Here is an 11,766-nt window from a genome sequence, read left to right as displayed (position 1 = left end):
GCGGTCCAAGGGCTGGGAGCCTGCTTCACGGGTACAAATCAAACGTACAATCAGGGGGACGAGGGATGACCTTACGTGATCGGCATTGGCGTGATTGGCGCCTTGCGGGTGTGCAGCGTTCCGGAATCGTCAAACCACTCCTGCCGGCGGCGGCGTGCCTGGCCCTGCTGGCTGCGGCCCCAACGCCGTCGCAGGCCGCCACCCTGACGGTCGGCACCTCGGCGGAGCCCAGCGCGCTCGACCCGCACTACCACAACCTCGGCCCCAACACCCGCGCCCGCAAGCATGTGTTCGAATCGCTGGTCAGCATGGACGCCAAGATGCGGCTCCAGCCCGAACTGGCGGAAAGCTGGCGCGCCGTTGACGAAACCACCTGGGAATTCAAGCTGCGCAAGGGTGTGAAGTTCCACGACGGCACCGAGTTCACGGCACAGGACTTCGTCTACTCGGTCTGCCGCATCCCGAACGTCGCCAACAGCCCGTCCTCCTTCACCGTCTACACCAAGGGCATCGCGGCCATCGAGACGCCGGACCCGCACACCCTGATCATCAAGACCGGCAAGCCCTACCCGCTGCTGCCGATGGAGCTGTCGACCTTCGGCATCATCTCCGCCAAGGCGGCGGGCGGCGAGGCCATCACCTTCGACAAGGCGGGCTGCAAGGCCGATTCCTGGCCGACCACGCAGGCCTTCAACGACGGCTCGCTGATGATCGGCACCGGGCCGTTCAAGCACAAGTCCTACACCAAGGGCGACCGGCAGATCCTGGAGCGCAACCCCGACTATTGGGGTCAACAGCCGGCCTGGGACACGGTGGTCTTCCGCCCGATCACCAGCGACGGGCCGCGCGTCGCCGCCCTGCTGGCCGGTGACGTGGACCTGATCGAATCGCCGCCGGTGCAGGACATCGAGCGGCTGAAGTCCGCCCCCAATGTCTCCTTGGCCCAGGCCCAGTCGAACCGCGTGATCTATCTGGCGCTGGGCGTCCAGGACACCCCGCCGACCATCACCGGCACCGACGGCAAGAATCCGCTGAAGGACCCGAAGGTGCGCAAGGCGCTGTCGCTGGCGGTGGACCGCGACGCCATCGTGAAGCGCATCATGATGGGCGTGGCGGAGCCGGCGAACCAGTACCTCCCCGCCGGCTTCTACGGCAACAACCCGGAGGTTACCGTCGCCACCGACGCCAACAAGGCCAAGCAGCTCCTGGCCGAGGCCGGCTACCCGAAGGGCTTCCAGCTCACGCTCGGCACGCCCAACGACCGCTACATCAACGACGACAAGGTGGCCCAGGCGGTCGCCCAGATGTTCACCCGCATCGGCGTGCAGACCCAGGTCGACGCGACCACCGCCAACGTCTTCTTCTCCAAGCGCAACAAGCAGGAATACAGCGTCTTCCTGGCCGGCTGGGGCGCCGATTCGGGCGAGATGTCCTCGCCGCTGAAGGCGCTGATCGCCACGCCGATCAAGGAGAAGGGCTACGGCACCACCAATTACACCAGCTATTCCGACCCGGAGTTGGACGGCATGCTGGACACCGCGCTGGCGACCGTGGACGACGCGAAGCGGGAAAAGCTGCTCCAGGCCGCGGTGAAGCGGGCGGTGGACGCCGACATCATCATCCCCCTGCATTACGAGGTGACGGTCTGGGCGATGAAGAAGGGGCTGAGCTACGAACCGCGCGCCGACCAATATACGTTGGCCCAGAAGGTGACCCCCGCGAAGTGAGCGTTTCATCCCTCTCCCGCCCCGGGAGAGGGTGCCCGCGCAGCGGGCGGGTGAGGGTCGTGCAAGGATCAGCCCCCTTATCCTTGGCTTTACCCTCACCCTCCCGCCGCCATGCGGCGGGCCCCTCCCTCTCCCGGGACGGGAGAGGGGGCGACGCTCCCTCATCCGTCACACCCGTGGGGTAAAGGCGCCATGCTTGTCTTCATCCTCCGGCGGCTGGCGCAGAGCGCGGTCGTCGTGGTGGCGATGTCGGTGCTGGTCTTCGCCGGCATCTTCGCCATCGGCAACCCCATCGACGTGCTCATCAGCCCCGAGGCCGACGAGTTCGAACGCGCCGCCGCCATCGCCCGGCTGGGGCTCGACAAGCCCATGCACGAGCAGTTCATCCGCTTCGTGGACAGCGCGCTCGGCGGCGACCTCGGCACCAGCTTCGTGCACGGGGTGCCGGCGCTCGGCCTCGTGCTCCAGCGCTTCCCGGCGACGCTGGAGCTGGCGCTCTGCGCCATGCTGGTGGCGGTGGTGCTGGGCATCCCGCTGGGGCTGTGGGCCGGGCTGAAGCCGGACAGCCTGGCCGGGCGGGTCATCATGACCGGCTCGATCCTCGGCTTCTCGCTGCCCACCTTCTGGGTAGGCATGATGCTCATCATGGCCTTCGCGGTGACTCTGGGCTGGCTGCCGGCGGGCGGACGCGGCGAGACGGCCAGCCTGTTCGGCGTGCAATGGAGTTTCCTGACCGCCGACGGGCTGGCGCATCTGATCCTGCCCGCCGTCAATCTGGCCCTGTTCAAGCTGTCGCTGGTCATCCGGCTGGCCCGCGCCGGCACGCGGGAGGTCGCCTTGCAGGACTATGTGAAGTTCGCTCGCGCCAAGGGGCTGTCGCCCGCGCGCATCGTCGGGGTGCACATCCTGAAGAACATCATGATCCCGGTGGTCACCGTCCTCGGGCTGGAGCTGGGCAGCGTCATCGCCTTCTCGGTGGTCACGGAATCGGTCTTCGCCTGGCCGGGCATGGGCAAGCTGCTGATCGACAGCATCCTCCAGCTCGACCGGCCGGTGGTGATCGCCTACCTGCTGGTCACGGTGCTGCTGTTCGTCGTCATCAACCTGATCGTCGATCTGGTCTATTCGCTGCTCGACCCGCGAATCCGGTTGGGCGGAGGGCGGGCATGAGCACGGTTGTGGCCAAGGCTCCGGCGGTCGAGACTCCCTTCCTGCGGCTGGCGCGGGACTTCGCGCGGGCGCGCACCGCGCTGGCCGGGCTGGCGGTGCTGGTGCTGATCGTGCTGGCCGCCCTGTTCGCCCGTTGGGTGGTGCCGCAGGACCCCTACGACCTCGCGCAACTGGACATCCTCGACGGCATGATGGCGCCGGGGTCGCTGGGCGGCGGCGGCTGGACCTACTGGCTGGGCACCGACGACCAGGGGCGCGACATGCTGTCGGCCATCGTCTTCGGCCTGCGCACCAGCCTGCTGGTCGGGGTGGTCGCCACGCTGATCGCGCTCGCCGTCGGGGTGGCGGTCGGGCTGCTCGCCGCCTATGCGGGGGACCGGGTGGACGGGCTGGTCATGCGGCTGGTCGACATCCAGCTCTCCTTCCCGGCCATCCTGATCGCGCTGATCCTGCTGGCCCTGCTGGGCAAGGGGGTGGACAAGGTCATCGTCGCGCTGGCCGCCGTGCAGTGGGCCTATTACGCGCGGACCATCCGCGGCTCCGCCCTCGTGGAGCGGCGCAAGGAGTACATCGAGGCCGCGCAGTGCCTGGCCTTGCCCCACCGGCGGATCATGATGCGCCACCTGCTGCCCAACTGCCTGCCGCCGCTGATCGTGGTGGCGACGGTCCAGGTCGCCCACGCCATCGCGCTGGAGGCGACGCTGAGCTTCCTCGGCGTCGGCGTGCCGGTGACCCAGCCGTCGCTGGGGATGCTGATCGCGTCGGGCTACCAGTACATGCTCTCAGGCGATTACTGGGTCAGCCTGTTCCCCGGTCTCGCCCTGCTGGTCACCATCGTGGCGATCAATCTGGTGGGGGACCGGCTGCGCGACGTCCTCAACCCGCGCCTGAACCATTGAGGGGCACGCGATGACCGAACCCCTGCTGCGCGTGGACGGGCTGAAGACCCATTTCCTCACCCGCGCCGGCACCGTGAAGGCGGTGGACGGAGTCGACCTGCGGCTCGACCGCGGCGAGATCCTCGGGCTGGTCGGCGAGTCCGGCTCCGGCAAGTCGGTGACCGGTCAATCCATCCTCGGCCTCGTCGATCCGCCGGGCCGGGTGGTCGGCGGCCGGGTGCTGTTCCAGGGCGAGGATCTGGTGGGCGCCGGGGAGAAGCGGCTGCGCGCCATCCGCGGGCGGCGCATCGCCATGATCTTCCAGGACCCGATGATGACGCTGAACCCGGTGCTGAGCATCGGCACGCAGATGGTCGAGGCCGTGCGGGCTCATGACAAGGTCAGCCGGGCCGAGGCGTGGGAGCGCTCGCGCCGGGCGCTGGCCCGCGTCGGCATCGCCTCGCCTGACGAGCGGCTGGCCGCCTACCCGCACCAGTTCTCCGGCGGCATGCGCCAGCGCGTCGCCATCGCCATTGCCCTCCTCCACTCCCCCGACCTGATCATCGCCGACGAGCCGACGACCGCACTCGACGTCACCATCCAGGCGCAGATCCTGTTCGAGGTGCAGAAACTCTGCCGCGAGACGGGAACGGCGCTGATCTGGGTGACCCACGACCTCGCCGTCGTCTCGGCGCTGGCCGACCGGGTGGCGGTGATGTACGCCGGCCGGGTGGTGGAGACCGGGACGGTGGCGGAGATCATCGGCAGCCCGCGCCATCCCTACACCCGCGGTCTGCTGGAATCGGTGCCCAGCCGCAACCGGCGCGGCGTGCCGCTGCGCTCCATCCCCGGTATGACGCCCTCCGTCCTCGACCTGCCGGAGGGCTGCGCCTTCCGCCCGCGCTGCGACCGGTCCAGCGGAGCCTGCACCGTGATGCCGGAATTGAGCGGCGAGCGGGAGGACCGCGCTTGGCGCTGCTGGAATCCCGTCGCGGCCGAAGCGCGGGGAGACGCCGCATGAGCGCCGCACCCATCATCGAACTGGACGGCCTGACCAAGCGCTTCTCGCGCAAGCTGGACGTGGTGGAGCGCTTCGCCCGCCGGCTGGGGGCGGCCATCGACGACCGTGCGGTGCAGGCGGTCAGCGGCGTGGATCTGTCCATCGCCGAGGGCGAAGTGGTCGGGCTGGTCGGCGAATCCGGCTGCGGCAAGAGCACGCTGGGCCGCATGGTCGCCGGCATCCTGCCGCCCAGCGCCGGCACCCTGCGCTGGCGCGGCCGCGACCTGCGGGAGCTGTCCCCGGCCGACCGCCATCACGCCAACCTGAAGATCCAGATGGTCTTCCAGGACCCCATGGCCTCGCTCAACCCGCGCCTGCGCGTGGCGGACATCGTCGGCGAAGCGCCGGTGGTCCACGGGCTGGTCCCGCGGCGGGAAGCGGACGACTATGTGGCCGCAACCCTGCGGCAGGTCGGGCTGGACCCCGCCTATCTGCGGCGCTACCCGCACCAGTTCTCCGGCGGCCAGAGGCAGCGCATCGGCATCGCCCGCGCGCTGGCGGTGAAGCCCGACGTGCTGGTCTGCGACGAGTCGGTGGCGGCGCTCGACGTCTCGATCCAGGCGCAGATCATCAATCTGTTCATGCGCCTGCGCGCGGAGCTGTCGCTGACCTATCTCTTCATCAGCCACGACCTGGGCGTCGTGGAACACATTTCCGACCGCACCGCGATCATGTATCTTGGACGGATCGTGGAGTTGGCCCCGACACCGGAGCTGTTCGACAAACCCAATCATCCCTATGCCAAGGCGCTGTTGGACGAGGCGCCGCGCGTGTCCGTGGAGAAGCGGCGGTTCGCGCCGATCCGCGGAGAGATTCCATCGCCCCTCGACCCGCCGTCGGGCTGCGCCTTTCACCCGCGCTGCCCGCACGCGATGCCACGCTGTTCGGCGGAACGCCCGGCTCTGCGCGCGATCGCGCCACGGCGCTGGTCCGCCTGCCATCTGAACGAAACCACAGGTCCATGATGCCCTCACCCGATCCCGCCGGCCCATCCGCGTGCAGCCCGCGCACGCTGGAGCTGCTGCGCGACCTGATCGCCTTCGACACGACCAGCCGCAACTCCAACCTCGACCTGATCCACTACATCCGCGACCATCTTGCGGCGCTGGGCGTGTCCAGCACGCTGGTGTTCAACGAGGAGCGGACCAAGGCCAACCTCTACGCCACCATCGGTCCGGCGGACCGCGGCGGCGTCTGCCTGTCGGGCCACACCGACGTCGTGCCGGTGGACGACCAGGACTGGTCGAGCGATCCCTTCACCCTGACCGAGCGCGACGGCAAGCTGTTCGGGCGCGGCACCGCGGACATGAAGGGATTCATCGCGGCGGCGTTGGCCATGGCGCCGGACTTCCTGGCCGCCAACCTGACGACACCGGTCCATTACGCCTTCTCCTACGACGAGGAGTTGGGCTGCCTCGGCGTGCCCGGCCTGCTGACCCAACTCGCCGGGATGGCGGTGAAGCCGCGCCTGTGCGTCGTCGGGGAGCCGACGCGGATGCGGGTGATCGTCGGACACAAGGGCAAGGTCGCGCTGCGCTGCCGCGTCCACGGCCACGCCTGCCATTCCTCGCTCGCCCCGCAGGGGGTGAACGCCGTGGAGTACGCGGCGGAGCTGGTGTCCTTCCTGCGCGGCATGGGCCGCCGCTTCGCCGAGCAGGGGCCGTTCGACCACGATTACGACATTCCCTACACCACGGTGCACACCGGGGTGATGGAGGGCGGCACGGCCCGCAACATCGTCCCGTCCGACGCCTCCTTCGAGTTCGAGATCCGGCATCTGGCCGACCATCCCGTCGCGCCAATGCTGAAGGAATTGCGGGACTTCGCCAAGACGCTGGAGCCGGAGATGCGCGCCGTGCGCCCCGACGCCGGCTTCTCCTGGGAAACCCTGTCGGACAGCCCGGCGCTCGACACCCCACCGGAGTCGGAGGAGGTGACGCTGGTCAAGAACCTCGCCGAGCAGAATGGCCACGGCAAGGTGGCCTTCGGCACGGAGGGGGCGCTGTTCACCAGCATCGCCAACATCCCCGCCGTGGTCTGCGGCCCCGGCGACATCGAGCAGGCCCACAAGCCCGACGAGTATGTGGAGCTGAGCGAACTCGCCCGCGCCGAGCGCTTCCTGCACCGGCTGAAGGACGCTGCGAAGAAGGGCCTGTAATGCAAAAGGGCCGGAGCGTTTCCGCTCCGGCCCCTTGATCGACGTCCATCAGACCGTTGCGCTTCGCCGGTCAGTGGACCTCCACGCTGACGATGGCCGGCAGGGTGCGCAGGAAGTCGGCCCCCGTGTCGGTCGCCTCGACGACGAGGTGACCGCAGCGGTCGTGCCCGCGCAGGCGGGCCTCCGCGCCCATGCCGGCGGTGCGCAGCACCTCCGACAGGTCGGACACCGCGGTGCGGACCCAGGCACGATGCTCGGCCAAGCTCTTGTACGCTGTTGCTTCCGACTGATTCAGGGTGACGGTAAAGGTGTGCAGCTCGATGGTCATAAGAGCTCCGGAATGAACCGATTGTTCTGGGACAAGCTCAGTGTTTGACGCTGTTCGAGCATCCGCTCCGCCCCAACCGGACGGTGTGTGAAAACAAGCTGGAAAGGGACGTGCGGACACTTGCCGGATGGCGGATAAGCCGGGGATCAGCCGATCGGCGAAAAGGGTCCCTTTCGATTTGGGGAGCAAACAAACCGTAGTGTAACTGAATTTGGCGGCCGATGCTTGTGATATCGTGGGAACGCTGCCCTGCACCAAGCGCGTTCACAGGCAATAAAAGGGTTAGCCCCGGCATGGCCACCCCCGGCGCGGCGCGGGTCCTTCAGACCGCCCTCAATCCAGGAAGATGTCCGGCGCCAGCGGGGCGCCCGGCTTGACCGCATAGGGCTCCAGGTCGGTGACGCCCTCCTCCGCCAGCACCTCGTCGTCGATGAAGAAATGGCCGGTGCAGGTCCGAGCATCGCGGGTCAGGACGGCGTGGGCGGCGTCGGCCAGGATCTCCGGCTTGCGGCAGTTATCGAACTCGGCGGCGCCCTTCAGCATGGCGATGGCCGCCGTGCCGATGATCGTGCGCGGCCACAGGGAGTTCACGGCGACCCTGCCGCGGAACTCGGCGCTCATCCCCAGCGTGCACAGGCTCATCGCGTATTTGGCGATGGTGTAGGCGGTGTGGTGCTGGAACCAGCGCGGATTGAGGTTCAGCGGCGGCGACAGGGTCAGGATGTGCGGGTTCGAAGTCTTCAACAGATGCGGCAGGCAGGCCTGGGAGCAAGCGAAGGTGCCCCGCCCGTTGACTCCCATCATCAGGTCCCAGCGTTTCAGCGGGGTGTCCAGCGTGCCGGTCAGGCTGATCGCGCTGGCGTTGTTCACCAGGATGTCGATGCCGCCGAACGCCTCCACCGTGCGGGCCACCGCCTCGGCCACCTGGGCATCGTCGCGGATGTCGCAGAGGATCGGCAGCGCCTTGCCACCGGCGGCCTCGACCTCCTCCGCGGCGGAGAAGATGGTGCCGGGCAGCCTGGGGTGCGGTTCCGACGTCTTGGCGGCGATGACGACGTTGGCGCCATCGCGGGCGGCGCGCAGCGCGATCGCCTTGCCGATGCCCCGGCTGGCGCCGGTGATGAACAGGGTCTTGCCCGTCAGCGTGCGCGCGTCCGTCATGTCGCTTCCCTCCCCATGGTTCTTCCGCCGGAGCCGGTCCGTTGTCGGCGATGCTACCACACATCCCCGGGACGCCGTCCATACGCATTGGTTATTCAATTGACCTATGCGTCAATGCACCCTTCCCGTCTAGACTGCGCTTGCCCTTCCTTTTTGGAAAAGCCCGCCTGATGCCCCAGCCGCTGTCCCGCCGTTCCGTCCTGGCGCTGGGCGCCGCCGGCCTCGCCACGCTCGCCGCTCCGGCGCGGGCGCAGGACTTCGCGCCCGGGCTGCTCTACGCGGTCGGGCAGAAGTTCGACAAGAGCTTCAACGAGGGCGCCTTTACCGGGGCGGAGCGGTTCAAGGAGGCCACCGGGATCGCCTACCGCGACTATCTGCCGGCCAGCACGGCGCAGTTCGAGCAGGCGGTGGCCGCCCTGCTGCGCCGCGGCGTGACCGACCTCGCTCTGATCGGCTACTACTACGCCGCACCGCTCGCCAGCCTCGCGCCGAAACACCCCGCCGTCCGCTTCACCCTGGTCGATGCGGTGGTGGAGGCGCCGAACGTCCAGTCCGTGACCTTCAAGGAGCAGGAGGGGGCCTTCCTCGTCGGCATGCTGGCGGCCATGGCCTCGCGAACGGGAACCGTCGGCTTCATCGGGGCGCTGGACATCCCGCTGATCCGCAAATTCATCGCCGGCTTCCAGCAGGGCGCCCGCCACGCCCGCCCGGACATCGGCCTGCTGGTCAATTTCGTCGGCACCACCCCCGCCGCCTTCAACGACCCCACCACCGGGGCGGAGGTGGCGAAGGCGCAGTTCCAGCGCGGCGCCGACGTGGTGTTCGCCGGGGCGGGCGTGTCCAACTTCGGCATCTTCGCCGCCGCCAAGGACGCCGGACGCTTCGCCATCGGGGTGGACAGCAACCAGAACCACCTCTACCCCGGCACCATCCTGACCTCGATGCTGAAACGGGTCGATCTGGCGGTGGAGCGCGCTTTCGGGGAGGGACGCAGCGGCGCCTGGACTCCCGGTTCGCGCGCCCTGGGGCTGGCCGAGCGCGGCGTCGATTACGCGCTGGACGACAACAACCGCGCGCTGGTCACACCCGCCATGCGCGACCGGCTGGAGGAGGCGCGCGCGGCGATCATTCAGGGACACATCCGCGTGCGGGACGCCGCGTAAGGCTGTCTCAAGCGTATTGCGGTTCGACCCCGACGGCGAAGCTCACATCGGCGCCGCGCAGGGTCTCGGCCGTGGCGCGGATGCGCGTCAGGTCGGTGCCGTGCAGGATGGCGCGGGCGAGGCTGGTGTCGCGCAAGTCGGCGCCGGTCAGGCTGGCCTCGGCAAGGTTGGTCGGCCACAGGCGGCTGCCGTCCCCGGCCAGATCCACCGGGCGCAGCCGCGCCCGCCACAGCTTCGCCCCCGCCAGATTGGCGCCGCGCAGGTTGCAACCGGACAGGTCGGCGCTGGTGAAGTCGGCCTCGCGCAGGTCGCAGTAGGACAGGTCCGCCATGACCAGCTTCGCTCCGGAGAAATCCGCCCCGCGCAGCCCGCAGAAACGCATCACGCTGCCGGCCAGGAGCTGGTTGGCGAAGTTGTAGCCGCGCAGGTCGACGCGCTGCATCTCCAGCCGCAAGCCGGCGGCGGCGTTGCGCTCGACCCAGAGCTGGTGGGCGGAAATGCTGTCGGCCATCCGCCCGGCGAGGCTGACCAGCCCGGTGCCGTCGACGTCGATGCCGCGCCGCTCCAGCGTCTGGCGCAACTCGTCGTCCAGCCGGGCGCCGCACAGCAAGGCGCCCTGCATCTCCACCCGCTCCATCACCGCACCGATCAGATTGGCGCCGATCAGGATCGTTCCGGTCATGTCGCTGCCAGAAAAGGTCGCGCCGCAGAGATCGCAGCCGGAGAAGTCGCACTGCGCCAAGCGCGCGTCGGACAGGATGGCGCGGGCCATCTTGGACCCGATGAAGGTGGTGCTGCCGTCGGCGTTGCCCGCCGGCTTGCGTTCGTCCGCCCCCAGCATCATGCCCTTGCGCAGGTCGGCGCCGCGCAGGTTGGCCTCCTCCATCATGGCGCCCTCCACCCGCGCGCCGCGCAGATCGGCGCCTTCCAGCGACGCGCCGGTGAGGTCGGCCTTGGACAGATCGGCGCCGAACAGGTCGGTGCGCGACAGAACGGCACCGTTCAGCCGGGCGCTGTTCAGGCTCGCCCCGCTGAGCTTGGCGCTGCTGAGGTTGATGCGGCGCAGCCCCAGGCCCGACAAGTTGTGGAAGCTGAGGTCGGCGCAGCGTCCCTTCATGCTGGGGTCGCGCGTCAGCCATTGCTGATGCTTGACCAGCGCGTTGCGGATCGCCCTCAGATACCGCTCTTCCACGTGCGACGTCTCCGCGCCGTCCAGCCGTTGCTGCCGGCATCGCACGCCGGTTGAACGATCGGGACCCTTGCCACGCAGGGATGCTACCAGAACCGCCGGAAAAAAGCGAAAGCCCTGATCCGGCGCGTCTCAGCGCAGCGTGTCGGCCAGCAACGCGCCGCGCGACGCCATCATGTAGAGGCCCATGTGGTGCGCCGGCTCCTGCGGGTGGGCCGCCGTCTCCGGAAGGCCGAGGTCCTGCGCCGTTTCCCCCGGCAGGTCGTAGGTGGCGCAGCCCGGCTCATAAACGACCACGTCCTTCAGCGTCGGCATCATGCCGTGGTTGCGCGCGGACAGCAGGGTCAGGACAAAGTCCATCACGCACACATCGGTGCAGATGCCCACTGTGACGACCGACACCAGCCGGTTGCCGTTGACCCAGTCCACCAGCCGGTTGCGCCCCGCCTTTCCCGCGCCGTCCGTTTCCGTCGCGCCGATGAAGAAATTGATGCAGTCCTTGGCGATCAGGGTCGCCGACGGCTCCGACTCGAGCCAGGCCAGCTCGGACACCAGCTCGTCATGGCCGGTGCCGACCAGGCAATGCGGAAGGTAGGGCGGCTCCGGCTTGTCCGGGGCGTGGCGGTCCAGCGAGACGCAGATCGGCCAGCCGGCACCGGCGAAGCGGCGGGCCAAGCGGTCCGTCTCGGCGATCATGCGGTCGACCTGGGCGTTCGGCGCCGCCGGGGCGAGCGGACCGCAACCGACGGCGGCGAATCCCTTTACCTCGTCGATGATCACCAGCCCGGTGCCCCCGGCGGGCATCGCGTAGTCGCCGAGCGCCACCGGGAACGTGCGGCGGATGATGTCCAGCGCCTCGTCGCTGCGAGTCAACAGGTCCAGCATGGGTCCTCCCTTTCGAATGGCGGAAATGACCGTCCTGTTACCGGACG

General features: G+C 68.8%; 11 protein-coding genes. 7 read left to right on the top strand and 4 right to left on the bottom strand.

From position 1 onward, the window contains the following. The first annotated feature begins 110 nt into the window (after window positions 1–110). From DS837_RS19345 to argE, 6 genes are all read left to right on the top strand, one after another. Entirely contained in the window at window positions 111–1,727 is a 1,617-nt protein-coding gene (locus DS837_RS19345) for an ABC transporter substrate-binding protein (RefSeq protein WP_247890028.1), read from the top strand. Window positions 1,728–1,919: 192 nt separating this feature from the next. After that, window positions 1,920–2,897: an ABC transporter permease gene (locus tag DS837_RS19340; RefSeq protein WP_149166262.1), complete on the top strand. Its 978-nt coding sequence runs from the start codon at window positions 1,920–1,922 to the stop codon at window positions 2,895–2,897. Next, window positions 2,894–3,796 carry an ABC transporter permease gene (locus DS837_RS19335; RefSeq protein ID WP_149166261.1) on the top strand — a complete coding sequence of 301 codons (903 nt, stop codon included), beginning with the start codon at window positions 2,894–2,896 and terminating at the stop codon, window positions 3,794–3,796. The genes DS837_RS19340 and DS837_RS19335 overlap by 4 nt, the downstream gene beginning before the upstream one ends. Window positions 3,797–3,806: 10 nt before the next feature. After that, entirely contained in the window at window positions 3,807–4,796 is a 990-nt protein-coding gene (locus DS837_RS19330) for an ABC transporter ATP-binding protein (protein ID WP_149166260.1), read from the top strand. Beyond that, window positions 4,793–5,800, top strand: coding sequence for an ABC transporter ATP-binding protein (locus tag DS837_RS19325; protein WP_149166259.1), 1,008 nt, complete (start codon window positions 4,793–4,795; stop codon window positions 5,798–5,800). Before DS837_RS19330 ends, DS837_RS19325 begins: the two co-directional genes overlap by 4 nt. Next, a complete protein-coding gene (gene argE, locus DS837_RS19320; RefSeq protein WP_149166258.1) occupies window positions 5,797–6,993 on the top strand; it encodes an acetylornithine deacetylase in 1,197 nt (398 codons plus the stop codon). The genes DS837_RS19325 and argE overlap by 4 nt, the downstream gene beginning before the upstream one ends. A 70-nt stretch (window positions 6,994–7,063) precedes the next feature. On the opposite strand, the gene DS837_RS19315 is transcribed toward argE, so the two are convergent. Both DS837_RS19315 and DS837_RS19310 read right to left on the bottom strand, forming a co-directional pair. After that, window positions 7,064–7,321, bottom strand: coding sequence for a hypothetical protein (locus DS837_RS19315; RefSeq protein WP_149166257.1), 258 nt, complete (start codon window positions 7,319–7,321; stop codon window positions 7,064–7,066). A gap of 333 nt (window positions 7,322–7,654) precedes the next feature. Then, entirely contained in the window at window positions 7,655–8,482 is an 828-nt protein-coding gene (locus tag DS837_RS19310) for an SDR family oxidoreductase (RefSeq protein WP_149166256.1), read from the bottom strand. A 170-nt stretch (window positions 8,483–8,652) separates the two neighbouring features. Between DS837_RS19310 and DS837_RS19305 the strand changes: the two genes are divergently transcribed. Beyond that, window positions 8,653–9,645, top strand: coding sequence for a BMP family lipoprotein (locus DS837_RS19305; RefSeq protein ID WP_149166255.1), 993 nt, complete (start codon window positions 8,653–8,655; stop codon window positions 9,643–9,645). Window positions 9,646–9,652: 7 nt separating this feature from the next. On the opposite strand, the gene DS837_RS19300 is transcribed toward DS837_RS19305, so the two are convergent. Then, window positions 9,653–10,837, bottom strand: a complete 1,185-nt coding sequence (locus tag DS837_RS19300) for a pentapeptide repeat-containing protein (RefSeq protein WP_149166254.1) — start codon at window positions 10,835–10,837, stop codon at window positions 9,653–9,655. Window positions 10,838–10,966: 129 nt separating this feature from the next. After that, window positions 10,967–11,719 (bottom strand): isochorismatase family protein, encoded by a 753-nt coding sequence (locus DS837_RS19295; protein WP_149166253.1) that lies wholly within the window; start codon window positions 11,717–11,719, stop codon window positions 10,967–10,969. Between the last annotated feature and the right edge of the window lie 47 nt (window positions 11,720–11,766).

Source organism: Azospirillum brasilense, assembly GCF_008365405.1.
In the GTDB taxonomy this organism is placed as follows: Bacteria; Pseudomonadota; Alphaproteobacteria; order Azospirillales; family Azospirillaceae; genus Azospirillum; species Azospirillum brasilense_D.
This window is presented reverse-complemented; position numbering and strand designations above follow the sequence as displayed.